Source organism: Aquicella lusitana (assembly GCF_902459475.1).
In the GTDB taxonomy this organism is placed as follows: domain Bacteria; phylum Pseudomonadota; class Gammaproteobacteria; order DSM-16500; family DSM-16500; genus Aquicella; species Aquicella lusitana.
In genome coordinates this window covers 570118-595557 of sequence record NZ_LR699114.1, presented here as the reverse complement: position 1 = coordinate 595557, position 25440 = coordinate 570118, and the positions used below count along the sequence as shown (strand labels likewise).

Sequence of the window (25440 nt, the reverse complement as noted above, 5' to 3'; positions counted from 1 at the left end):
ATTTTAAGAGATGAATCCTTTATACTCCAGGGAATGTGCAATTAAAGGGGTTAGTTTGAATTGGATGTCACAATGATCATTTATGTCAGGAAATAAAATGGATTTTTTTGCTGCCGCTAAACAATTGCGAACTAATAAATCAATACTCTTTGTCACTTCTCAACTACGGCAAAGAGAAATTAAAATGGCTCATGCTTTAAAATCACTTGGCTGGGTGGTAGGCTTACTCTATTATAATTCAACCCCATTTAAACCCGATGGCCATTTTGACTTTTTTTTGGAAGTTAAATCTGCCAAAAAAGCCCATAAATACGCCAAAATGCTGGCTCCGCGGCTTGTTCATGTATTTTCAGGTGCAATTGACGATTATGTTCTGCTATTTTGCCATGACAAAGTTGCACCCGTTGTCATTGATCTCAATGACGTCTTTTCCCCCTCGTTAATGGATTATTGTCCAGAACGCTATAGCACTACCAAAGAGGCTTTAGCATTGGCGGATGGGTTCTGCGCGCGAGATTTACAAGTCAAATGCGCAGAACGATTGGACCATCTCAAGATTCCACCCCAAATCATTTTCTTCCCTGAATATTGCTGGAATGACCGTCCGGTCTTAACTCCTAAAACGTCCAGCGACGAGATCCATATTGTTTCTGTAGGAACAATCAGCCTGGAAACATATGGTATGTATGATTGCTGCTATTTAGAACTCGTTAAACTCATCTTAAACCAGCATATTCACTTTCATATTTATCCGCCATGGTCTTATCGAAAAGATCATCATCTCGATCCAAACGTCAATTTTGAACGGGATTATGCACAGTTTTTAGAGCTTGAGCGCAATAACCCCTATTTACACATTCATGACAGTTTGCCGGCGGAACAGCTGATTCATGAACTTCCTCAATATGATTTTGGAATTATCTCCGGAGGATATGAAGGATTTGGACAAAGATATAGTCATTTTAAGCCGGAATACGTCAAATCCTGTTATTCTGGCAGGATTGCCGATTATCTGGATGCACATTTGCCCGTATTAATTAACGAAGAAGTTGTTTTTGATTATTGGCTTTTAAAAAGATATGGCGTTGCTATCGATTTAAAAGGCGTCGAAAAATCCGGATTTAAAGCAGAATTGCAAAATGTATTGAAAACCACACCGATAAAAACAAAAGTTGCAGCGGCAAAATCCACTTTGTCCATTTTAAATAATGCCCACCGGCTTGCGAATTTTTACCTTGAAACAATGCAAACCCGCCAAATCAGCGCGGATCATTCCTCTATCCTTAAGCGGTTAACCAGAATGATACCTAGAAGTTTGGCTAGAATAGGCAATTGGGGTTTTTAATGGTCTCGGATGATTTTGCTGTTCGCGTCAATGGTGTTTCCAAAATCTACCGGCTCTGGAATTCCCCACGAGATCGGCTTGTTACTACCGTAAGGGGATTATTAACAACTCTTTTGCCTTCCAAATCTGAATGGAATGAAAAACAGGAATCACCAAATTACCGCGACTTTTACGCATTAAACAACATTTCGCTTGATATTCGCAAAGGAGAAAGCTGGGGTTTTGTTGGCGTAAATGGAAGCGGTAAATCCACTTTGCTTAAAATTATCTCTGGTAATTTACGTCCTTCCACGGGACATGTAGAGATTGATGGCAAAGTCGCTATCCTCGATTATGGCAGCGGCTTCAACGGCGAGTTTACCGGCAAGGAAAATATTTACATTAAAGCCACCTTATTAGGTTTAACAAGAAAAAAAATCCACGAGCGCTATCAGTCTATCGTTGAATTCGCTGAACTGGGGGAATTTATTAATCAACCCGTTAAAACCTATTCCAGCGGCATGATCTCAAGACTTGGCTTTGCAATCATGGCACATGTGGATGCAGATATTATTATCACAGATGAAGCTTTAGCCGTTGGCGATGTTTTTTTCATCCAGAAGTGTATGAATTTCATCCGTGCTTTTCTTAAAAAAGGAACATTTCTATTCGTTTCGCATTCTATAAATGACGTCTTGTCCCTTTGTCAAAACGCCGTATGGCTTGAGCAAGGTACTATTAAAGCGGTTGGCCCAGCACTCAAAGTGGCAAAAGCGTATCTGGATAAAGATCATACTAGCCACACAAAAAACGTCTCTTCAAATGAAAATGAATCTTTGCAAGCAGGCTCGAATGAAAATGAAAAGCCCGTGATTGTCCTTGGGCAACCGGCATTAAGCCAATCTCAAACGCAGCATCTCAAGGATGCCAGATCAGCGAATCCAACCCGTCTCATATCGGATAGCACTCTCAAGATCCCTGTTTTTGACGCCATTGCCAGTCAAGATAAAGGGGGAGCAACCATCTTGAGCGTTACCCTCACCAATGAAAAAGAAGAACCCTTTTCTCAAATGATAGGCGGTGAGACAGTAAAACTAACTGTTCAGGTGAAGGCTGAATCCAGACTCAACTCGCCTGTTGTTAGCTTCCAGGTATTGGATCGGCTCGGCCAGATCCTCTTTTCAGATAATTCTTATCTGATTACACGTAATCAACCTTTTGAGGTTGATCAGGGAGACACATTTTCAGTCAAGTTCATTTTTCAGTTACCACTGCTTCCACCCGGCAACTATGTCTTCAGGATTTTAGCAGCCCTTGTTAACCAGGAAGGCGAAGCTGAAATATTGCATACTGTTCCGAATGCTTTAGCCATTCATTCGGTGACATCCGGTGCAAGACATGGACTGGTAGGTATCCCGATGCATTCAATTAAACTTAAATGTCAAAGCGTTGCGAATGGTGAATAAAAATGCCTAACAAAAAACAGGTAAATAAAAAAGAAAAACAATGGAATAACCTACAGAACGTTACCCTGATTATTCCAACCTATAATAGACCTCACTATCTTACTCGTTTACTGAACTATTACGCATCAAAGCAAACGCCCATCCGTTTCCTTATTCTCGATTCAAGCGATACACAATCAAAAACATCGAATGAACAAGCCGTTGCCGCACTAGGCGACAAAGCTCGCTATGTTAATTTTCCCTCAACCATACCCGTTGCCGCAAAACTTTTCGAAGGCCTGAAGCTGGTTGAAACGCCGTATTGCGCTTTTTGCGCAGATGATGATTTAGTATTTATAGATGGCTTGCTGCAAGCCTTGACAACCCTTCAAAGCAATCCGGATTACGTTTGTGTGGATGGAATTTATCTGAATTTTAATCAAGTTCAAAATAACGTCCATCTGAGGATTGAATATGCCACCAAAGGGATTGGCGCCGAAGATCCTGGAGCACGCGTTTTTAAGCTCTATCAAAAATATGAATCATTATTCTATGGTGTTTTCCGGACAAAAAATGCTTTAGATATTTTTTCCGGCGTGAGCAAGAACCCGAGTCTTCATTACCAGGAGCTTTTCCAGGCAACCTCTGCCTTACTGATCGGAAAAAGCCATCGTTTACCTATATTTTATGCAGCCCGGCAGCACTGCGATCCCGCCGATATGAACCGGGATAAATGGCAAACCTACTATTGGTTTGCTGAAAATCCTAAAGAATTTATGGAACATTATCTTCTTTATCGTGAAGAACTATGGAATTTTTATCAAAATCATGTGGCTGAGCAAAAATATTCCAAGGAAACCTTTTTCCAAATCATGGACATTGCGCATGCTATGTATTTTGGAGTGGGATGCCCGCCTGAATATTTCCATTCTGTACTTCAGAATAAATGGCCAGCAGATGTTTATCAAAAATCAAATCTGTTTTCAGAAAACGTTTGTAATCATTTGAAAAGCACACGCAGAGTCTGGCTGGAAGCGTCGATTGAAAACATCATTAAATGGATGCCTAAAATATTATTGTCTTATTATTCCTTATGGGATATGAGAAAGTTGAATAAAAAGATTCAACGATACACCAAGGCGAATTGGAAATGTGCGCTGGCCAGGGAATTAAAATGGTTAGCCGGTGTCGACAGCTTTGGCCATGCTTATCAGGAACTTTGTTTATATTTGGGTCAACCTCAATGAGAGAAAATTAGAAGGAGATCATTCTGCATGAAGGCGGTTATATTGGCAGGTGGTTTAGGAACCCGTATCAGTGAAGAAACCTCACTCAAGCCCAAACCAATGATAGAGATCGGTGGGCGGCCTATTCTATGGCATATCATGAAGATTTATTCAGCTTACGGCATCAATGATTTTATTATCTGTTGCGGTTATCGCGGCTATGTAATTAAAGAATATTTTGCCAATTATTTTCTTCATATGTCCGATGTTACCTTTCATATGCGTGATAACAGAATGGAAGTGCATCAGCACTATGCTGAACCTTGGCGTGTGACTTTGCTGGATACGGGTGAACATACCCTCACCGGCGGCCGCTTAAAGCGGGTTGCATCCTATATTGCAGATGAAGAAATGTTTTGTTTTACCTATGGCGATGGCTTGGGTGACATCAATATCCAGGAGCAAATCGATTTCCATCGTGCTCATGGTAAACTCGCTACCGTCACAACCATACAACCACCAGGACGTTATGGCGCATTGGATCTGGGCGATAATGACATTGTGAATGGATTTGTAGAAAAACCCAAAGGCGAAGGCGGTTGGATCAATGGCGGTTTTTTTGTCCTGTCACCCAAAGTAATTAACTACATCGCTGATGACCAAAGCGTCTGGGAAGCAGAACCCTTGACTTCCCTTGCCACATCGGGGCAATTGATGGCTTACCGGCATAATGGTTTTTGGCACGCAATGGATACCTTGCGTGATAAAAATTATCTGGAAGATCTCTGGTCGCGCGGAAAAGCCCCCTGGGTTTTATCGAACAATCAGGATCAGGTGAAAAAACTGAAGGCGATCTCCGGATGAAAGATGATATGCTTTGGAAAAACAAACGGATTTTATTGACCGGCCATACAGGATTTAAAGGCAGCTGGCTAAGCTTATGGCTGGCAGACCTCGGAGCAGAAGTTCATGGTGTGGCGCTTCCACCTGCAACACAACCTAACCTTTACAATACTGCCCGTATTCCCACTCTGCTGGCATCGGATACATATCTGGATATTTGCAATCTCACTGAATTAAAAAAATTAATAAACACGGTCAAACCTGAGGTCGTGTTTCATCTCGCCGCTCAATCCCTAGTGCAATATTCCTATGATGCCCCCATCGAAACGTATGCCGTTAATGTAATGGGAACAGCAAATGTGCTCGAAGCCATACGATGCTGCGATGCCGTGCGTGCTGCTGTTATTGTGACTACCGATAAATGTTATGAGAACAGGGAATGGATTTACCCCTATCGCGAACCTGACAGACTGGGCGGTATCGATCCCTACAGTAACAGCAAAGCCTGCGCCGAATTAGTCAGCGCCGCCTATCGTGCCAGTTTTTTTTCTTCCAGCCGCAATATGCATTTGGCTACAGCACGAGCCGGAAATGTCATAGGCGGAGGCGATTGGGCTGATAACCGCCTAATCCCTGATTGTGTCAGAGCATTTTCTTCATCCGGCTCCGTTACACTCCGTTATCCCCAGGCAGTGCGGCCCTGGCAGCATGTGCTGGAATCCATTCATGGGTATATCTTGCTCGCTGAGCATCTTCTCGGTGAAAACGGCTCGCGCTTTGCTGAAGCCTGGAATTTTGGGCCTCGCGTTGAAGACATGCGGCCGGTAGGCGAAATAGCAAACCGGGTTTGTCATTTACTTAATGTACCCTATCATATGCCAGCACAAGCGCATGAAAGACACGAAGCCTCGCTTTTGCTGTTAGATTCCACCAAAGCAAAAGAATACCTGAAATGGACGCCTCGTTGGCAATTGCAAAAAACGATCACTGAAACAGTAGAATGGTATCGTCATTGGCTGGAAGGCAATGATATGTTGCAATTTAGCCAATCACAAATCAAACGCTATCAAGAAGCTGCGAATGGATAATCGAATCAGTTTACAGGATTTACCTCTCCCAGGATTGGCGCTCATTAAGCGGAATCCCATTGGGGATAGTCGTGGTTTTTTACAGCGTATGTACTGCCAGGAAATATTATCCGGATTCGGTTTATCTGAATCCATTGCTCAAATAAACTTAACTCTCACGCAAGCCTGCGGATCCGTGAGGGGTATGCATTTCCAGCGCGCTCCCTACGCAGAAACTAAAATAGTGACTTGTTTGCGCGGGCGTGTATTTGATGTTGCTGTTGATTTGCGTGAAAATTCGCCCACCTTTCTGCAATGGCATGGCGAGATACTCTCCCCCGAGCTTTGTAACAGCCTCCTCATCCCAAAAGGATTTGCCCACGGATTTCAAACTTTAAGTGGTGATTGCGAACTCCTTTATTTTCACACGGCACCATATCATCAGCCATCCGAAGGCGGCTTGTCTCCCATGGATCCCATGCTTAAAATTAGCTGGCCATTAGCTATCACGCAGATGTCTGATCGCGACAGGAACCATCCCCTCTTAACAGCCGAATTCAAGGGACTCATGAATGAAATGTAGACATTGTTTTGCTGAACTAGAAATTCCCCTGGCCAATCTGGGCAGTGCCCCCCCCTCGAACGCCTATCTGACTCGCCAGAGCCTGAGCGCACCTGAGAAATGGTATCCCTTGAAAGTTTCGATCTGTTCAAATTGCTGGCTAGCTCAAACAGAGGACTACACGGGCCGGGAAGAATTATTTTCTTCGGAATACGCTTATTTCAGCTCTTATTCCTCCACTTGGCTGGAACACAGCAAAAAATATGCACTGGCTATGATTGAGCGCTTTAAATTAGGACCGAATAGCATGGTCGGAGAAATTGCTTCCAACGATGGCTATCTCCTGCAATTCTTTCAGGAAAAAGGCATTCCCTGCTATGGCGTTGAACCGACCGAAAGCACCGCAACTGTCGCAATTAATAAAAATTTAACCGTTTTTATGGAATTCTTCGGAGTCGACTTTGCCAAAAAATTGGTAAAAAATAATTATGGGGCTGACTTGCTCATTGCCAATAATGTCCTGGCGCACGTTCCCAATATTAATGACTTCGTTTCAGGATTTTCCCTCCTGCTGAATCCCGAGGGAGTCGCTACGTTTGAATTCCCCCATTTATACCGGCTGATGACTGAATCACAATTTGACACGATTTATCACGAGCATTTTTCCTATCTTTCGCTTTCTGCAGTAAAACGTATTTTTGAAAAGAATGGCTTGAGCGTGTTCGATGTTGAAGAACTACCTACCCATGGCGGCAGCCTGCGGGTTTTTGCGCAGCGGATAGACACGGGTAAACAACCGATCAGCCAACGTGTCGCAGAATTGCTCAATCTTGAAAGCAACGCTGGCATGGCAAACTTATCTTTTTATGCCGGATTTCAAAATCGCATCACTGATATCAAGCAGCAATTTTTAAAATTCCTGCTTGAAGCGCAATCCAAACAGGAAAAAGTCGTTGGTTATGGCGCGGCAGCAAAAGGCAACACACTGTTAAATTTTTCAGGCGTGCGGCCAGACTTGCTGGCATATGTCGTTGACCGCAATCCTGCCAAACAGCATAAATATTTACCTGGCAGCCGCATCCCTATCGTTGCAGAAAACCAGCTGTCACTGGATAAGCCCCATTGGATTGTCATATTGCCCTGGAATCTGCGTGATGAAATTGCCGCACAGCTTGCCTATGTTCGGGATTGGGGTGCAAAATTTGTAACCGCTATTCCTTCTCTGGCGATTTTTTAATGGGGCTATCATGCTAAAAAGAGTGCTCGTCACAGGAGGCTTCGGCTTTATAGGCCAGCATACACTCGCACCTTTAATCGAGCGTGGTTACGATGTGCATGTTACTACATTACAATCACACGCTTCCTCACAAGAAAAGATCACGGTCCATTCTATCGATTTGCTTGACTGCAACAAGCATCTAGCTTTAATGAAACAGATTCGCCCGACTCACCTGTTACACACTGCCTGGTACACTGAAAATGGCAAATTCTGGGATGCAGTCGAGAATGTTTACTGGCTCAAAGCCTCAATTTCCTTGGCTGAAGCCTTTTACACTGAAGGGGGCCAACGAATATTGGGTTTGGGAACATGCGCTGAATATGACTGGAATGAAGGTGTGTGTGTTGAAGGAAAAACCGCTGAAAACCCGTCAAGCCTGTATGGAAAAGTTAAAAAATCTGCTTATGAATGTTTAAATGCACTTGCCCAATCGAAGTCCCGTAACCTGGCATGGGCAAGAATCTTTTTTCCCTATGGCCCCGGCGAAGCTAAAAACCGACTTATTCCTTATGTTATCGCAAATCTTTTACAAGGGAATCACGCTAACTGTACCCATGGCAATCAAATCCGTGATTTTCTGCATGTCAGTGACATGGGACATGCGCTTGCAGCAGTGTTGGATTCGGAGGTGACAGGAGCAATCAATATTGGCTCTGGTTCACCCGTAAAAATTCGAGAGATAGTGACAAGAATTGCACAAAAGCTGGATGGCGAAACATTGGTTAAATTTGGCAGCATCCCTGAACCACCTCACTCACCGGCTAAGATTTTGGCCAATATTGATAAATTAAAAAATGAAGTTGGCTGGACGCCAACACTGCCACTTGATGAAGGCTTATCAAGTACTATAAGCTGGTGGCGCAATCTGGAAATGATGAATTTAATACGCGGAGAGTAAGAAATGAAAATGGAAATCAATACGATTGATGCCACTATTTGCATCAATGAAAAAGGCCAGCAGCGTGAATATCCTTTATATTCTCGGGAAGCATTTGAAGCTTTATCTCATCTTTGGCTTAAAGTGGGATGGAATGAAAAATATCCTTACACTTTTTCATGGATGGGCCGTCCGCTTATTCAACTACCAGAAGATGTGATGCGAATTCAGGAAGTAATTTATCGCATTAAACCAGATCTGATTATTGAAACTGGCGTAGCACATGGCGGTTCCTTAATTCTCTACGCAAGCTTGTGCAAAGCCATGGGGAAAGGACGCGTTATAGGGGTTGATATTGAAATTCGCAAGCATAACCGTCAGGCAATAGAAGCCCATGAATTAAGCTCGTACATTACCCTGATTGAGGGCAATTCGGTTGACCCACAAATAGTCGCTGAAGTAGCAAACCAGGTGGTGCCAGGGCAAACTGTTTTAGTCATTTTAGACTCAAACCATACTAAGAGCCATGTGGCTGCTGAACTTGAAGCTTATTCGCCTTTTGTGACATCGGGTTCGTACATTGTTGCCACTGACGGCAGTATGGAATTTCTGAATGATGTTCCTCGTGGCGCGGCAAACTGGGATTCGGACAACCCGGCAGCCGCTGCCCGTGAGTTTGCAGCCAAACATCCGGAGTTTATCCTCGAACAGCCTTCCTGGCCGTTTAATGAAAGCGCATTAAATAAAAACATTACCCACTGGCCCAGTGCCTGGTTAAAGCGTGTTCCGGTAACAGGATAATAAATGGAGCAAGGTGGGCCAAACACGCCCACCCCTTCAACAGACGAATTACATTTTTACTAAACACCTGCCATGTACTTCACCATTACGCATGTTTTGAATTGCATCATTAATATCGTCGAGTGAAAAATAATCTGTAATCAGTTCACGTAATTTGATTCTTCCTGCCTGATATAAATGGTGATAACGTGAGATATCGTGCTGAGGAATAGCTTCACCCCCATGTGATCCAGTGATTTGTTTTCCAAAGTGTAATGGCAGGGAATAAATGTTGATGTTACTGCCATTACGTGGCACCCCTACCAGAATAACTTTACCCTGTGCATGAGTTAAGCTGTACCCCAGTTCAATAACATTAGGTAATCCTGTGTTATCAATAAAAACATCTAACTTCCTGGCGCTTAAAATTGAAAGAATCTCAGTACGTGGATCTTTATCCCGGCTATTTATCACATGTGTCGCGCCCATTTCTTTCGCTAATTTCAATTTACTCTCATATAAATCAACTGCGATGATGGGATACGCTGACACTAAGGCCGCAGCCTGAATAATGTTAAGTCCAATTCCGCCTGCGCCAAAAACAACAACGGATTCGCCAATCCGGACTTTAGCATTGTTTTCAATAATGCCGAAGCCTGTCGTTACCGCACAACCAAAGAGCGCCGCAACTTCCAGATCACTCTCATCAGGAATGGCCGTTACACGATTTTCTGAAACAATGGCATATTCGCTCAATGTCGTCACCCATCCGGCATTCACCTTGCGCCCATCCCAGTAATACGTCGGGGTTTCTGCATCAATTCCGACGCCCTTTCGCCAATGCAAAACTACTTTATTCCCCGGCTTGACATGACGCACACCCGGCCCAACAGCTAAGACCGTACCTGATGCTTCATGGCCCAGCAAATGCGGCAAATATTTATCTTCCCCTTTGGCACCGTCAATTTCGCCTAATTGCGACCCACAGATACCGCTAAAATGAATTTTCACCAGAACCTGGCCAACAGCAAGTGTTTCCGGTAATTCAATTTCGGCAACCGTGAGGGGCTTTTTGAGCTCCGTTAATATCGCGGCTTTCATTTTTTTGGGTAACGATTGCATGGTTGTTCCCTTTTAAACTCGTTTATTATTCGAAATAAATAAAAGAATAATCACCTGTATATCCAGTCAATTCGAACCACCATTGCCATTCCCTAGGTGTACAAAAGGATTCGCAGGTGACTTGCCAATAGAGTAAATTAGCCTTTTCCGCTTCGTTGCGATAAGATTCTACGCAAATATATTTGTTTTCTTTTCCCACTCGCTCGATTTCACGCAGGGCGAGTTCCAGTTCGTAATTATGCAAGTTATGCAATGTGTTGATTGAAATAACAAGATCAAAATAATTATCTGCAAATGGCAAAGAAGTCGCACTACCGACTTGTAAGCGATCGCGTATTTCTTCTTTTGAATTGGCAATTGCGTAACCGGAGATATCAAGGCCATAGACTTCTACCCCAGGAACAACTTTAGTAAAGTCATATAAAAGAAATCCCTTGCCACACCCTACATCCAGAATTTTATCACCCGGCTTGATGTTATAATGTTCCGCTAACGCTCGTGCTACTTTTTCCCAACGGCCTTCCATATAACGATAACCGCCGTAACAAATACGTCTGTCGCCATCCCAATAATCAAAATCCCATTTTTTGGCTAATTCCGAAGCCTTTGCTTTAGGATAATCTGCGTCATTCACGCGAGCCAAATAATCGCGCTGCGTGCTTTTATGTAGAACGGACATGAAATCAATATGAGGCATAGTTAGAAACCTCCACGGTTTTTAAAAGTAATTCAGCTTTTGCAAGCTGTGTTTTTCGTAAATCAACCACGTTAAGATTGGGATTAGCAAACTGCCGTCTTGCCATATGGACAGGAATAAAGATATTTAAAGCAATACAGCACCATTTAATGCGATAAACCGCTTTTAATAACCGGGCACGCTGAACTAACTGGTCTGCTTGCGGGAAGGGCGTCATCACTTCCTGTACAAATCTTTCATAGTAAACAGGAGGAATGGGCACAGCCAATTGCGAAAAAAAATCATTGACCATGCGACCGGGATCATCCCAGCCTGCATACTCAAAATCGATGAAGCGAATATTATTATTCGCACCTGCCCGCAGGGCGTTATGAAACCCAAAATCCGAAGGTGAAATACACCGCTGAGACACATCAAGTTTAGCATCAATGTCAATCTGCTGCATGGTTGCTATTTTTTTACATTCATTCACCAACAAGCACCAACGCTCGCTTAACGTCTCAATCAATTCCCGTGCATCCTGACTATTTATTTCATTATCACTTGAAACAGCCTGTTGGAGCTCGCGAATCCGGGTATTAACGGAATATAAATGATCCTGGATGCTGAAACCCGCTTCGGAGGCAAGCGGTAAATGCAGAGCAGATGCTTTCATCTTCGGGTCATTAAGTAAGCAAAAAAACGCGATCGCTTGGGATAATTCATGTTCTGTAATCTCTCCCGGCTTCAGAGAGGATCCCTCAATAAATTCATAAAGCGCCAATCCGTATTCAGCATCGCTTGCATAGGCAAATGGAACAAAATCAGGCGCGGCTCTTTTTGCATATTCCAAAAATGAGAATTCTGATGTCAAACGGTCTCGCTTATCGTTTGGCCCGCGAAAATATTTTTTAACAGCAAACACACCATCCGCAGTCTCTAGCCTGTAAGTACGGTTATTTCCGCCGTGCGCACAATTTTTAAATTGCAAAATATCAGTCGAAAGCCGGGCTTTTTGCAGCAATGATTTAATTTGTGGTAAATAATCGTCTGATTGACTCATAACAAATAACTTTCAAATACAGGCCAGGATGAAACAACTTTAATATCAGGCAAATGCGCATTCATATGATACTGCTCGGGATCAAATAAGTAACGCCTGGTTTTTCCAGGAAAAAGCGAAGCTAACAGAATTTCTGGTAAATCATCTATGAATACATCACAATCCAATTGGTCTATACGAGACAATTTATCCTCTTTAGTAATTTCAAAGAAAACATGATCAGCTGGAATTAACCTGCCTGCTTCATCACGAAGGTGCTTTTCAATCCAACTGCGGGCGGCTTCATGTAAGTCATACTGCTTGCCCAGATAGGGATATTTTGTTTTATGACTCACAATAACCAGGGTATGCCCCACCTGTTTCAGGCGCCGCATCACTTTTAATGCGTCAGGATAGCTTTGTGCTTCATCCATGCGGGCACCATACACATAGCCCTGCATTTCGGTCCAAATGGGTTCACGGTCAGTAGCGCGCAAATGGTCTCGCACAGCAAGCTTGTTAACTGGAATGGTTTGATCAATCGCGCCCTGCTCCATAGCTACTTTATGGAAGAGCGCGTCGTAACTGACGATGGTATTATCAAAATCAAACCCAATCCGCATAATAGTTGCCTGTTTAGGGTGGCGTTTGGCTAATTGTTTAAATACGAAATCACACGTTCAGCGATAGCATCGGCGACTAAACCATATTTTTTGCGTGCATATGCCTGACTGCCGGTTTCGTGCATAAATTCATCCGGCGTACCAATGCTAAGATGCGGCACCTTTGTGTTTTCCCTTGCGCTCCATTCTGCAACAGCACCGCCCAATCCGCCAATCAAGCCATGCTCTTCTACGGTAACCAGCAATTTAAAGCGTTTAGCGGCTGATTTCAAATACGCATCATCCAGCGGTTTAATCGTGTGGGAACTTACTACTTCAGCTGAAATACCCTTTTCTTTTAATAAATCAGCTGCCTTGATGACTTCAGTAATTATCGTTCCCGCACTTAATATTCCAATTTCGGTACCTTCACGCACTATAAACACTTTGCCGATATTCAACTGCGTCCTATGCGCATGTATATCAGGCTCGCCTTTTTTGCCGATACGAATATAGACAGGGTGGTTCTGTTGTAAAGCTGCCCTGAGCGCCAACCGTAACTCCGTCGCATCACCTGGCGCCATCACACACATGCCTGGCAAGGTTCTTAAAATAGCCATGTCTTCGAGGGAGTGATGGGTAGGGCCGAGTTCTGTATAAGATAAACCTGAACCGGTACCTACAATGATAACTGGCGCTTCATGATAACAAACATCGACTCGAATTTGCTCAAAACATCGGGTTGTTGTAAAAGGCGTGATAGTATAAATAATGGGACGAAAACCGGATAGCGCCATCCCTGCGGCCACACCCATCATATTAGCTTCCGCTATACCGCAGTTATAAAAACGCTGAGGATCAACTTGTTTAAAATCGTCAAAGAGTTTATTTCCGATGTCTCCGGACAATAACACAACTCGCTTATCTAACCGTGCGAGTTGGGTAATTTCATCAGCAAATGCATTTCTCATACCGGTTCCACCTCCAACTTTAACTCGGCTTTGGCTTTTATAAGGTCTTCAGGAGAAGGAATGCGATAATGCCAATTATTGTTGTCTTCCATAAAAGATATTCCACTTCCTTTCACTGTATGGGCAATGATAGCAGTCGGTCTATTTTCAGAAGGGAAATGCTTTAAGGTATCTAAAATATTTTCCATATCATGACCATCCATCTCGAAGGCATTCCAGCCAAAAGCTCGCCATTTATCTGCCAAGGGATCTAGCGCCATCACTTCCTGGCTTCTATCTGTTGCCTGCCATTTATTAAAATCAATAATGACGCAGATATTATTTAATTTCTGCGCTGCTGCAAGCATGGCCGCTTCCCATACCGTACCTTCGTTGCATTCCCCATCACCTAACAATGCATAAACACGATAATCCTGCTTGTGCATACGTGCTGCTAAAGCCATTCCGAGACCAATCGGTAACCCGTGGCCTAGGGAACCAGTTGCCGCCTCAATCCCCGGTAATTCACGTGGTGCGGGCGGATGCTCTGCGAATAGACCGCCATCCTCGCCATAATTTTCAAGCATACTTTCAGGATAATAGCCACGCATCGCCAAAACTTGAAACAATGCGGGGGCGCCATGGCCTTTACTAAGGATAAAACGATCGCGCCCTGGCCAGAGTGGATTTTTAGGATCGATTCTCAGTTCGGAAAAATAAAGCGCCGTTAGAATATCAATACAGGAAAGACAGGAGCCAAGATGAGGAACGCCCGCTTTATGCGAGGTTTCAATAATCCGCCAACGCAATAGCTTTGCCCGTTTTTTGAGATCTTCAAGCATGGCTTGATTGTTTGTTTCAACTAGCGCGTAATTAGGACGATTCATATTCAGCCCCTGCGTTCAAATACAAAGTAGCGGCACACCTAAAGGTTTGGAAATGACATACAGATAATCACAAGAAATATCCATATCCGCAGAGTCTAAGCGGGTGATCCTTGGAATACGGTTTGCTGCATCCATTTCAAATTATAAAAACGGTCTTCGTCTTTAATTGTCCCTTTTTTGAAGGCTTCAATAATTTCCCGAATCGCATCTTCCACTTTTTTCTTTGGCTTAAACCCGGTTGCCAATAATTTATCGGAATTGACACGGTAGGAGCGCGGATCATTTGACTCGGTTACTTCAACAGGAACCGGGATATATTTAGTAACCATATTAGCAATATCGAGGATAGAAATGTTTTCAAATCCAGCGTTATAGACACCCGTTATCTCGGGGTGATCCATCAAAAATAGATAAAGATCAGTAATATCATCAATATGAATATTGGGTCTCACTTGTTTCCCACCGAATACCGTAATTTTGCCTTTTGAGAGGGCTTGCATGGTTAACATGTTTACAGAGACATCCAAACGCATACGGGGAGAATAGCCACAAACCGTCGCGGGGCGAACAATTTGCACAACCATGTCATCTTTGTAACTTAATAGTACGCGCTCCGCGACCATTTTAGTCTTGTTGTATTCGGAAATAGGGTTTAATTCCAGGTCTTCCGTCACCTGAGGTTCTTCTTTCACGCCATAGACACTGCCGGAAGAAGCGTAAATGAATCGTTTGATACCCAGTTTCTTTGCCTTATCAGCTAGTTGCATGGTAGCAAGCGCACTCACTTCCCATGTCAATTTGGGATTCAAATCACCACAGGGATCGTTTGCAATCGAGGAAAGGTGAATAATACAGTCTACGCCATCCAGCGGAACGTCATCAGCCTTGCACACATCGCCTTTTACAATAGACAGTTTGGGATGAGACTGAAGATAGTTACCAAACCATTGTGTATCAAACGCTATTACTTCATGTCCCCTATCCAGCAATTTTGGAATGAGAACGTGTCCCTTATACCCGCAGCCGCCAGTTACTAACACTTTCATAGTTGGTTTCCTTTTCTCTTGGGTTTTACTTTTGCTTTTCCTACAGATTCGATCTATTCAGGTGATACAAATCTACCAACAACCTCGCATTTTATTCCATCCACAGCGAAAAAATACAGCGAAATTAATTCCATGATCCCCTAATAAATCAGGTTCGGGGGCGAGTGCAGCGTTACATTCAAATGCGACCAGCGGCTAACAATATTTGCCGCAATTTCAGGTGTTAACGCGATGAAAACATTACTATTTTTGGGCGCCGTGTCCGGGTGATAAATGGGTTTGCCCAGATGCTGTTGACCTATTCGACTAGCATCCTCGTCAACAAAAAAATCGACCTCGTGATCCATTAGGGAGTAAAGCCAGGTAGCCGCAATAGCCGTTCCCCAAATGCCTCGTGGTTTGTCGTTGGGAAATGATTTAACCAAACGCACGATATCATGGAGCCACTGAACGGCATTGGCTGGATAGGTAGCCACTTTGTCGTCAGCTAGTTGCTTTAAAGCACCGGCTTGGTTTTCAGATGAACTGCTCTCAGTACCACGTGACGGAAGCGGTCTAATTAAAAGTGTAAACTCACGCAACACCCAACTTTCGGACTGCGCCACAACCTCATAACCTGCTTGCTGCGCAATACTGACAAGATCAGACATAATAAAATGTGAGCAATGGTCTGCCACGAGCAGATTGTAAGGATTTTTTTTCGGATCAGGTACTTGGATAAGAACCAATCCATCCGGATTAAGCAATCGATGCAAATCCTTCAACCATTGTTTTGGATCAGGCAAATGTTCCAACACATGCATCAAGGTAATGAGATCGAAAGGCTTATCTAATTTATCAAGTGAGCCGGAAGCAAACGCTTCAACGCCCGGAATACTTTCTACTTCCTGGCGACACTTATCATCTATTTCGAATCCTACCATTTTCCAGTGCGGCGCAAGTGCCGCAAAGCAACGCAGCAATTCGCCGTTCGCACATCCAATATCCAGCAAGCGCCCTGTCTTTTTGAGGTCAAAAAAAGGAGCTGCCTGTTTAAAAATTTTCGCCGATCTGGGCATAAGTTGTTTGTTTTCACATAAAACGCCTTGCTCGCTTCCCGCGCTTTGACGATAAATTTTATATCGACTGTAAATTTCGGCAGTTTCAGTGTGCCAATGTTTATCAACGGGATTTTGTACGCATGAGCAAGCTGGGCATACAGCTAATTTGCCACCCGAACGCCAGGGAACACAATCAGAAGCAACGCGTGGTAAACTTGGATAACTGGGAAGCAGATTAAGTTGTTTCGCATAACAAATATGACAAGTGACATCCGAGTTTATTAAATTTGAATCCATTAATAGCACAACCCTGTTTAATTTAAACAATTTGATTTTGCATATCGTATCATAGTGTATCTGCATTGCAATCTAATCTAAGACGAGGATAATGCTCCGCTGGTTTTCACTTTAAAGATGCATTTTAATCTATCGAATCGCGGCTAAAACCGGCGAGAATGTCACGTTGTTCAAAAGCCATGCATTGTATGTCTCTCTCCACTCGCAGGCTTACCGGAAGCGCTTGGCGGCAAGAAAAGTTTGGGAAGGTGGTACAGTGCCATCTCAGACAAAGGAAAGGGCAATTTTATCTTATATTAATTGACACAACCTCAGCATCAACCCTATTATCATTTTCTTTTCGAATAACACAAGGAGTATTACATGAGTGTTGCAGTAGCGCGCAGAGATACGTGTAGATTGTGTAATAGTGAGGCTGTGAAGCTGGTTGTTAATCTTAACCCGGTTCCACTTGCTGAAAAGTACACCCTGTCACCTGAGGAAGCGCGACAAGCCCCAAAATATCCTATTGATCTTTACATGTGCCGCGATTGCAGTCATGTGCAACTGCTGGATGTCATTAATTCCAAAGATTTATGGTCAGACTATACCTATCACTCGGGCCAAACTCAAGGGATAGTCAATCATTTCCAGGAAGTATCTGAAAAAATCATTTCAATGTACGCACCCACCGCAGGCAGCCTGGTGATTGATGTAGGCAGCAACGATGGCACACTGCTTCGCTTTTTCAAAAACGCTGGCTACAGAGTACATGGCATAGATCCTGCCAAAGAAATCGCAGCAAAAGCGACTGCATCAGGCATTGAAACAACTCCTTCAATTATCACGAAGGAAGTGGCCAAAAATATCCGAGAAAAGCATGGCACCGCATCAGTCGTCACCGCTTTTAACGTATATGCGCATGCGGACAATTTAGGTGATATGACGGATGCAATACGATCACTTCTTTCCGATGACGGAATATTTGTTTTTGAAGTTCAGTATTTGATGGATATTGTAGATAAGGTATTGATCGGCACAATTTTCCATGAACATATGTCACATCACTCATTAAAACCCATGATACGTTTTCTCGAAGCGCATCAACTTGAGCTCATCGATGTAGAAAGAGTTTCAATTCAGAAAGGATCCATTATCGGCATTGCACAGCCTAAAGGCGGTCCTCGCAAGATTTCCTCCTCGGTGACAGAGCTAGTTAAATTGGAAGAAGAACGTAAACTTGATCAGCTAGCAGTGATGGAACAATTCAATGAACGAATTGAGCAAAACAGGCGAATCGCTCGCGAACTTGTTAAAAATTGGGAACAACTCGGATTGACAGTAGCAGGTTATGGCGCAGCAAGAAGCGGTCCAACCCTGATGGCCCAGTTTGAGTTTGATAAAGCCATTCAGTTTATTTTTGATGACCATCCTCAAAAAGTTAACCGATTCTCGCCTGGAAACGGGGTGCCTGTTCTACCCACTTCCGAATTAATGAACAAAAAACCTGACATCGTTATCATTCTTGCATGGATTCATGCGCGTGCAATTATCGAGAAGAGCCAGGAATATTTAAATGCGGGTGGAAAGTTTGTTATATGCACACCGGATGTTCGCGTGATTGATAAAGACCATCCTTTAACTTAAGCAGCAAAAAGGGATTTTGCTGCTTGAATTGACTCTACCATCGTACCGCGCTTCTTGCGCGGTACGCAATTAAGGTAAAAAGTCTTAATGCCTCGAATGCCCATTTGTTTTACAAATAAAAAAAACAGATGCGCTGAAACAACATCCCTAAATCTCGTAATACTGAACATATTCCTGTGGCAGGGGATGACATCCAAAGAACCATTCTCAACCATGCCGATAACACTAGGAAAGAAATAAGGAGCAGACTTATGAGCAAACTGAATATTGGAATGATTGGAGCTGGATTTATTGGTCAGCTTGCACATCTTATGAATTTTATAGAAATTCCTGACTGTAAAGTCCAGGCACTCGCCGAATTCAAACCGGAGCTGCGAAATAAAGTAGCCGCACGTTTTGGCATTCCAAAAACATACGCTTCTCATCTGGATCTTCTTCAGGATGACGAAATAGATGCGGTTGTGGTGGTGACACCCCGCCCATTTACCGGGCCGACTGTATTAGACTGCTTGAACGCAAGGAAACATGTGTTATCAGAAAAACCCATGGTGGGATGCTCAGAGCAAGGAAAACGCTTACTAGATGCAGCTAATGCAAACAATGTCAAATATGCTGTCGGTTATATGAAACGCTTTGACGAAGGCGTCGAAGCAGCCAAAAATGCGCTTGACGAAGCGTTACAGACAGGCAGCCTGGGCGATATTCTTTCAGTCCATGCCACATGCTACATGGGCAATTCCTATTGCAATCCCTATGGCCATGTTGTTACCCAAGAGTCAGCAGAATATCCTTCTGTTGGGTGGAGTATTGCACCCAAATGGTTACCCGAAGAATATCATCAACGTTTCGGCGCTTATTTAAACACTTACAGTCATGTTACCAACCTGCTCAGATATCTGTTTGACCATACCCCCTCCATCGAATTTGTAAATCTGACAAACCATACAGGTCAGCTGGTTGTGCTAGGATTCAAAAACTTTCTCGCAACGCTGCAAACCGGAAAAATGTCGCACAGAGGCTGGAGCGAGGAAGTGAGGATTACTTTTACCGATGGTGAGATTACACTCTTTTTGCCGCCTGCTTTACTGAGAAACGTTCCTGCTTCCGTTGAAATTTACCGTGCAGGAAAAATTCAGGAGCAAATCCGTCCCTACATTAATTGGAGCTGGGCATTTCGCCGTCAGGCTGAAGCCTTTGTAACCGATATTCTGGAACAAAAACCCATGCGCAACTCAGCGGAGGAAGGCTTTAAGGAAGTACTTTTAACAGAAGCTATTTGGGAAGCAGAAATGCAGCGAATTGGAAGTCTAAATAAACTAATGGAGGTGGCGATATGATTAAAACAGCAGTCATTGGGGCAAGCGGTTATATTGGCAATCATTTATGGCGCAAATACCGCGAAACTTTTCCAGATTGTATTGGGACGGGATTTTCACAGGTAAAACAAGGTCTAACTCCTTTTGACTTGCGCAATCCCGACAGTGATAGTTTAAAATTAGAAGAAACAGGACACCAAGCTGTCCTCATCGCCTCTGCCAAACCAAATGTTGGCTGGTGTGAATCTCACCCCAAAGAATCTTATGAATTGAATGTGCTGGGCACCTTAAAATTGGTAAAACAATTAGCGAGGCGGTCTATCCATGTTTTGTTTTTCTCTTCCGATTATGTTTTTAATGGCGAAACGGGGAGTTATTCCGATAAGGCGCAAACCAATCCCATCACTGAGTATGGAAAACAAAAAGCTGAGGTAGAACGGGAAATTGCGAATATTACAGATAACTACACAATCCTGCGTCTAAGTAAAATATATGGGACAACATGGAAAGATGGTACATTGATTGATGCGCTTGCTGCTGATCTACTAAAAGGCCAAAAACAAAAAGTTGCAACAGATCAATTCTTTAGTCCTACTCATGTTGATGATGTCGTATCCATGACACTTTATATTCAGGAACAGGGTATCAGGGGCCTCGTTAATCTTTGTAACTCAAATTCCTATTCGAGGCATCAAATTGCCATGAAGCTTGCGGATGCATTAAAGGTTTCGCCTTCGCTTTTGGAGAGCATACCTTTGCACTCTATTCCCGGAATGGAGCATCGTCCATTGAACACAAGTCTTATATGCTCTCCATCGCTTCAAAAATTGCAGCCATCACTCATGTCTATGGATGATGCAATAAAATGCACCGCATTAAATTGGAGCCAGGAACCTGTCGCATGCTTCGCCGAAGCCAGATAATCATTGCAAATGTACAGATGTATGTATGACAAAATCGCCTGTAAGCCCGCGAGATTGAAGATGAACTGCTATTGGGTTTAATTCAATCCAGCTTTAAGTACAATCAGGAAGCATGCGGCAACAGGCGTTTTTATCTCGCAAGTTGCGTTACCTAAAAAATACTGCGGCAAACATGGATCGATAATCAGCGATTGACCCAAGGATTTTATTCACAACCCCATCTTTTCTTTTCGAACTTCCCGCCAATCAACATCATCATGCGCTGTGCGTGAAGAAGCGCCAGAAAGTTGATAAGCACTTTGATCTAAAGTTCCCATCTCTTTCATCAACCTGGCATAGTCATACTGTTGTTTAATGAAGGGGCGAGTATACATATGATTAAATGAGCACCGGTCACTGGCAGATCGGTTAACGCCTGCTCTATGGATCAACATAGAATCAAAAGAAATAACATCTCCTGCCTTAGCCGTGATTATTTTAGCATGTCTCTCGATGTACTCTTTTGATGGCATGGCTTCCATTTTATGGCTAAATGGAAGAACAACCACCCCTCCATTATCAACAGTAAAATCATCGATGGCTACAAGGAAATTTATAGCTAGCGGCTTGGATGTTGTGAAATTTTGGTAAGGCAAGTCCCTATGCCATGCTGCTTGGACATGTTTTAGATTGGGTTTGCTTATATTGGCATTCTGAACACTGAGAATAAAATAATTTCCTAAAAAATATTCAGAAATTGTCATGAATATATTGTTGGTGGCATATTCAACAAAATCACGATCATAGGCCATAGGGCAACGACAGATATTCTCATCCCCAATTTTCATCAAGGCTTCTCTACCAATCTTTAATTCTTGCTGCCGGTAAATTGTATAGATTTTTTCTCGTATCACTGGCAATTTTTGAATGCTAAACACGGATTTTATGACGGTATATCCTTGCAAACTTATTTCTTCTAAATAGATATCCAGATCAGATGAGCACTCGGAAGCTTCAGTTAACCCATAAGACAAATTAGTCACAGTTCGTATTCCCTTTTTCCGAGACATAGTGTTGTCTAAGAATAGAAACAGGTCTTCTCTTAACCTCGTTAAACATTTTAGCCAAATAAAGCCCTATGAGTCCCAAAAACATAATAATAAGGCCACTGAAAAACCATACTGAAACAATAAGCGCTGGCCAGCCTTTAGGTATCGAAGAGTACATCAACGCAAATATAATAATCTTGATGATATAGATGCATGAAAGCGTAGCCACAGTCAAGCCAAGGAAAAATGCCATCCATAATGGTTTGGTGGTTGCTGATACGATTGCATTTAATGCGATATATGTTTTTTTAAGAAAATTATAGGAGGTTGTCTCTCTGCTTCCCTTACATACAGGAATGGCCCTTCTATCAAAGCCAGTCAACTCTACTGCCAAAGAAAACATTAAATCACTTTCTTTAAAACGCAATAGCTGATTAACATATCGACGACTCATTAGTCTTACAGTTAAAAAATTTTCTGGTATTTTAACTTTACTTAAAAAATTAAAAGCCTTATAAAACAGTTTCCCTGAAATTTTCTCAAACCACCCCCCCTTTCTCTGGTCTTGTACCCCATATATCATGTCAATACCCTTACTTGCATGATATTCAGACCAAAATGTTGCAAGCAGCTCCGGTGGCTCTTCTAAATCTACATCAATCAGAAAAATTAAATCCCCTTTCGCATATTGAAGACCTGACATTAAAGCTTGATGATGACCAGCGTTTATAGCCAAATCAACAACCTGAATATTGTTATTTGAAGCATAAAGCTCTAGAACTTTTCTCAGCGAGTCATCTGGAGAGGCATCATTGACAAAAACTATTTCGTAGTTGTTTGAAATTTTTTCAGCACAAGTGACGATTCTTTTATAAAATTCTTGGATATATTCGGATGAATTATACAAAGTGGTTACAATAGATAGTTCCATTTTCCACGCCTCATATCCATATAAAGGGTTATTTCACAAATTTTGCCAAACCAAAACCTGTCTTGCCGAACTGATTTCCGCAATAAGCAAGGTATCTGTCACTTTGATAATCAAAAACATAAGGATATTCAATCATATCAGAATCCCACCCATCAATAGAAACATCGATGCCCACCCTTTCATCCATGCGCATCCAGTTCAAGCCATCTTTAGATTCGGCATACCCAATGCGATAATTCTGCCTCAAATATGAGTACCACATTTTGAATATACCATCTTCAAACATCACAAATGGACGGGTAAAGGCGATATCTACACTGGTCACATCTAAGCAAATGATATTTTTGCGATCCCAGTAAATTAAATCTTCTGACTCTGCATATTTTATGCAGTGGCGGACATCGCTGACTTGAGCGCCAGAAATTTTATGGCTTCCATACCACATTTTATAAATTCCATTATGCCAAAGCACAAAGGGATAAGATAGGCAAAATGGATCGAAAATATGCCTATCCATAATAGGTCCTAAGCTGATTTTCTCAAATCGATTCCTTCCTCTAGGACTAGAGGCCAATCCAATGCTATTTCTAAACGGTACATTATCAGCTAAGTTCCAGCCTAAAAAATAGAGATAATCTCTACTCTCGTGAGAAATAATACATCCTAAAGACTGGCCATTATCATCGAAAGCACCTACGGGACCTAAAGATAACAGAGGTTCTTCATGGAAATACGTTACTTTGTAATTTTGGCTAAAATCCACATCTATATAAGTTATATGCGTTTGATTAAGCTGATTTCTAATATTGCAGTACACCCTAACGTGGGACGAATCGAGAACTTGTACAACAGGATTCGCCAAGTGGGACTTCATCCATTTCGGGCGGTTATGCGGAAGTTCAATATGGGCAATTTTTTCCAACTTCATAATAGTTAATAATTCAATCGGTAATAACTAAATCTGACGTTAAAATATCTAGGCAGAATAAGCCAGGTTGAGTATTTTTTACGCCTGACTTGCCATTTTACTGTTTACGAAAAGTATGAGTAAGCCCCGCATCATACCCCTGAATAGCGCTTGCTTCAACGCAATCAATTCATTTTTAATTCAGTAACCTATTTACTACAATATTGGCTATGATAATAGCTTTCACCTCCTTGACTTTCTATTAAACGTTAGTAAATATGCTTATTTATTTTTAAAAAGCTTTAGAGAAGTCAAGCTATGACATTTAATTCAATCAAATCCGATGTGGCTAAATATTATGCTCATAAACTTAAAACATTTGGCACTACTAATTTAGGCGTAGATTGGTCCTCCGAAGCATCTCAACTTTTACGGTTCCAACAACTTTCTAAAGCTATTACGCAAAAAAATAACTTTTCCATTCTTGACCTTGGGTGCGGCTATGGGGCCTACTTTGAATATCTTAGCAAAAATTACAAGGATTTTAGCTACATCGGAGTAGATATTTCCCATGAAATGATCGAGGCTGCAAAAACAAAGCATTCCTTAACTCGGAATGCGCTCTTCATATGTGCATCAGGCATACCCGACAAAGTAGACTTTAGTATTGCCAGCGGCATCTTTAATGTGATGCTAGACCATAGCAAAATTGCTTGGGAAGAATACTACTATAATACCCTCAACGCGTTAAACTCGAACACAATACAAGCTTTTTCTTTTAATTGCCTAACTATATACTCCGATAAAGAGCACATGAAGGATAATCTTTATTATGCAGACCCGCTCGAGACTTTTGACTACTGCAAAAAAAAATTTTCAAAAAATGTAGCGCTATTACATGATTATAATCTTTATGAATTCACCATTATTGTGAGAAAAAAATCATGAGTAAACCCATCATTATATTTGGCGCCGGTCAAATTGCAGAACTGGCTCACTATTATTTTACAAATGATTCTGATAAGAAAGTTGCCGCTTTTACTATAGACAAAGAATACATTAAAGACACTTCTTTATTAGAATTGCCTGTTATTGCATTTGAAGATGTCGTCGATGTTTATCCCCCGAGCGAGTTTGACTGCTTTGTTGCTCTCGCATATTCAAGCTTAAACTTGACACGCATGAAAAAAGTAAATGAAGCCAAGCAAAGAGGCTATACACTTAGCCGTTATATAAGCTCGCGTGCAACAGTTTTAATTGATCCTTCCAATATTGGTGAAAATTGCTTTATTCTTGAAGACAATACCATCCAGCCTTTCACCAAAATAGGGAATAATGTAACCCTTTGGAGCGGAAATCACGTTGGACACCACTCAATTATTGATGACCACTGTTTCATCTCATCCCATGTAGTTATTTGTGGAAATGTACATATAGAAGAAAAATGCTTTTTGGGAGTGAACTCAACTATTCGTGATGGAATTACTATTGGTGCATCGAGTATAGTAGGTGCCGCTGCATGGGTTAACAAAACCATACCCGCTAACAGTGTTTGTATTCCTCAACCGAGCAAAACTAGAAATAGACAAGCCAGGGGGCTTTTGTAGTACATTTAACCTAATAAGACAAACTTATGGCTATATT

25 protein-coding genes are annotated in these 25440 nt (G+C 42.3%); 14 read left to right on the top strand and 11 right to left on the bottom strand.

Features of this window, described 5'->3' with window-relative positions:
• Positions 1-97: 97 nt before the first annotated feature.
• From AQUSIP_RS02780 to AQUSIP_RS02740, 9 genes are read left to right on the top strand one after another with little or no spacing between them, the layout of a single operon-like run.
• Positions 98-1345 (top strand): hypothetical protein, encoded by a 1248-nt coding sequence (locus AQUSIP_RS02780; RefSeq protein ID WP_114833623.1) that lies wholly within the window; start codon positions 98-100, stop codon positions 1343-1345.
• On the top strand, positions 1345-2790 hold the full coding sequence (locus AQUSIP_RS02775) for an ABC transporter ATP-binding protein (protein ID WP_114833624.1): 1446 nt from the start codon (positions 1345-1347) through the stop codon (positions 2788-2790). Before AQUSIP_RS02780 ends, AQUSIP_RS02775 begins: the two co-directional genes overlap by 1 nt.
• Positions 2791-2792: 2 nt before the next feature.
• A complete protein-coding gene (locus tag AQUSIP_RS02770; protein ID WP_114833625.1) occupies positions 2793-4016 on the top strand; it encodes a TIGR00180 family glycosyltransferase in 1224 nt (407 codons plus the stop codon).
• A gap of 27 nt (positions 4017-4043) precedes the next feature.
• On the top strand, positions 4044-4859 hold the full coding sequence (gene rfbF / locus AQUSIP_RS02765) for a glucose-1-phosphate cytidylyltransferase (RefSeq protein ID WP_114833626.1): 816 nt from the start codon (positions 4044-4046) through the stop codon (positions 4857-4859).
• The gene (rfbG, locus tag AQUSIP_RS02760; RefSeq protein WP_114833627.1) at positions 4856-5926 is read left to right on the top strand and encodes a CDP-glucose 4,6-dehydratase; all 1071 of its coding nucleotides are present in this window, start codon (positions 4856-4858) and stop codon (positions 5924-5926) included. The genes rfbF and rfbG overlap by 4 nt, the downstream gene beginning before the upstream one ends.
• On the top strand, positions 5919-6488 hold the full coding sequence (locus tag AQUSIP_RS02755) for a dTDP-4-dehydrorhamnose 3,5-epimerase family protein (RefSeq protein ID WP_114833628.1): 570 nt from the start codon (positions 5919-5921) through the stop codon (positions 6486-6488). Before rfbG ends, AQUSIP_RS02755 begins: the two co-directional genes overlap by 8 nt.
• Complete coding sequence (locus tag AQUSIP_RS02750) at positions 6478-7704, top strand: class I SAM-dependent methyltransferase (RefSeq protein WP_114833629.1); 1227 nt, start codon at positions 6478-6480, stop codon at positions 7702-7704. Before AQUSIP_RS02755 ends, AQUSIP_RS02750 begins: the two co-directional genes overlap by 11 nt.
• Positions 7705-7714: 10 nt before the next feature.
• The gene (locus AQUSIP_RS02745; RefSeq protein ID WP_114833630.1) at positions 7715-8644 is read left to right on the top strand and encodes an NAD-dependent epimerase/dehydratase family protein; all 930 of its coding nucleotides are present in this window, start codon (positions 7715-7717) and stop codon (positions 8642-8644) included.
• A 3-nt stretch (positions 8645-8647) separates the two neighbouring features.
• On the top strand, positions 8648-9424 hold the full coding sequence (locus tag AQUSIP_RS02740) for a cephalosporin hydroxylase family protein (protein ID WP_114833631.1): 777 nt from the start codon (positions 8648-8650) through the stop codon (positions 9422-9424).
• Between the two features lie 48 nt (positions 9425-9472).
• On the opposite strand, the gene AQUSIP_RS02735 is transcribed toward AQUSIP_RS02740, so the two are convergent.
• The 8 genes from AQUSIP_RS02735 to AQUSIP_RS02700 all read right to left on the bottom strand — a co-directional run bounded on the left by AQUSIP_RS02735 (position 9473) and on the right by AQUSIP_RS02700 (position 17065).
• Positions 9473-10525: a zinc-binding dehydrogenase gene (locus AQUSIP_RS02735; protein WP_232058624.1), complete on the bottom strand. Its 1053-nt coding sequence runs from the start codon at positions 10523-10525 to the stop codon at positions 9473-9475.
• Positions 10526-10550: 25 nt separating this feature from the next.
• Entirely contained in the window at positions 10551-11222 is a 672-nt protein-coding gene (locus AQUSIP_RS02730) for a class I SAM-dependent methyltransferase (protein WP_114833632.1), read from the bottom strand.
• Positions 11209-12264 (bottom strand): phosphotransferase, encoded by a 1056-nt coding sequence (locus AQUSIP_RS02725; RefSeq protein ID WP_114833633.1) that lies wholly within the window; start codon positions 12262-12264, stop codon positions 11209-11211. The genes AQUSIP_RS02730 and AQUSIP_RS02725 overlap by 14 nt, the downstream gene beginning before the upstream one ends.
• Entirely contained in the window at positions 12261-12866 is a 606-nt protein-coding gene (locus tag AQUSIP_RS02720) for a haloacid dehalogenase-like hydrolase (RefSeq protein WP_114833634.1), read from the bottom strand. The genes AQUSIP_RS02725 and AQUSIP_RS02720 overlap by 4 nt, the downstream gene beginning before the upstream one ends.
• Before the next feature lie 29 nt (positions 12867-12895).
• A complete protein-coding gene (locus AQUSIP_RS02715) occupies positions 12896-13816 on the bottom strand; it encodes a transketolase family protein (RefSeq protein ID WP_114833635.1) in 921 nt (306 codons plus the stop codon).
• On the bottom strand, positions 13813-14682 hold the full coding sequence (locus AQUSIP_RS02710) for a transketolase (protein WP_197737817.1): 870 nt from the start codon (positions 14680-14682) through the stop codon (positions 13813-13815). The genes AQUSIP_RS02715 and AQUSIP_RS02710 overlap by 4 nt, the downstream gene beginning before the upstream one ends.
• 95 nt (positions 14683-14777) lie before the next feature.
• The gene (locus AQUSIP_RS02705; RefSeq protein ID WP_114833636.1) at positions 14778-15728 is read right to left on the bottom strand and encodes an NAD-dependent epimerase/dehydratase family protein; all 951 of its coding nucleotides are present in this window, start codon (positions 15726-15728) and stop codon (positions 14778-14780) included.
• 140 nt (positions 15729-15868) lie between these two features.
• Positions 15869-17065, bottom strand: a complete 1197-nt coding sequence (locus AQUSIP_RS02700) for a class I SAM-dependent methyltransferase (protein ID WP_170131742.1) — start codon at positions 17063-17065, stop codon at positions 15869-15871.
• 363 nt (positions 17066-17428) lie between these two features.
• Between AQUSIP_RS02700 and AQUSIP_RS02695 the strand changes: the two genes are divergently transcribed.
• The 3 genes from AQUSIP_RS02695 (at position 17429) to AQUSIP_RS02685 (ending at position 20930) form a co-directional block, all read left to right on the top strand.
• A complete protein-coding gene (locus tag AQUSIP_RS02695) occupies positions 17429-18691 on the top strand; it encodes a class I SAM-dependent methyltransferase (RefSeq protein WP_114833638.1) in 1263 nt (420 codons plus the stop codon).
• Positions 18692-18942: 251 nt separating this feature from the next.
• The gene (locus AQUSIP_RS02690) at positions 18943-20028 is read left to right on the top strand and encodes a Gfo/Idh/MocA family protein (protein WP_114833639.1); all 1086 of its coding nucleotides are present in this window, start codon (positions 18943-18945) and stop codon (positions 20026-20028) included.
• Positions 20025-20930: a dTDP-4-dehydrorhamnose reductase family protein gene (locus tag AQUSIP_RS02685; RefSeq protein WP_114833640.1), complete on the top strand. Its 906-nt coding sequence runs from the start codon at positions 20025-20027 to the stop codon at positions 20928-20930. The genes AQUSIP_RS02690 and AQUSIP_RS02685 overlap by 4 nt, the downstream gene beginning before the upstream one ends.
• Positions 20931-21139: 209 nt before the next feature.
• Here AQUSIP_RS02685 and AQUSIP_RS02680 read toward each other — a convergent pair whose 3' ends face one another.
• The 3 genes from AQUSIP_RS02680 to AQUSIP_RS02670 are packed head-to-tail and all read right to left on the bottom strand — an operon-like array spanning position 21140 to position 23817.
• On the bottom strand, positions 21140-21952 hold the full coding sequence (locus AQUSIP_RS02680) for a phytanoyl-CoA dioxygenase family protein (RefSeq protein WP_170131743.1): 813 nt from the start codon (positions 21950-21952) through the stop codon (positions 21140-21142).
• On the bottom strand, positions 21945-22889 hold the full coding sequence (locus AQUSIP_RS02675; RefSeq protein WP_114833642.1) for a glycosyltransferase family 2 protein: 945 nt from the start codon (positions 22887-22889) through the stop codon (positions 21945-21947). The genes AQUSIP_RS02680 and AQUSIP_RS02675 overlap by 8 nt, the downstream gene beginning before the upstream one ends.
• Before the next feature lie 28 nt (positions 22890-22917).
• The gene (locus AQUSIP_RS02670; RefSeq protein ID WP_114833643.1) at positions 22918-23817 is read right to left on the bottom strand and encodes a glycoside hydrolase family protein; all 900 of its coding nucleotides are present in this window, start codon (positions 23815-23817) and stop codon (positions 22918-22920) included.
• Positions 23818-24114: 297 nt separating this feature from the next.
• Between AQUSIP_RS02670 and AQUSIP_RS02665 the strand changes: the two genes are divergently transcribed.
• Complete coding sequence (locus AQUSIP_RS02665) at positions 24115-24744, top strand: class I SAM-dependent methyltransferase (protein WP_172621965.1); 630 nt, start codon at positions 24115-24117, stop codon at positions 24742-24744.
• Positions 24741-25403: an acetyltransferase gene (locus AQUSIP_RS02660; RefSeq protein ID WP_114833644.1), complete on the top strand. Its 663-nt coding sequence runs from the start codon at positions 24741-24743 to the stop codon at positions 25401-25403. The genes AQUSIP_RS02665 and AQUSIP_RS02660 overlap by 4 nt, the downstream gene beginning before the upstream one ends.
• Positions 25404-25440 lie beyond the last annotated feature (37 nt).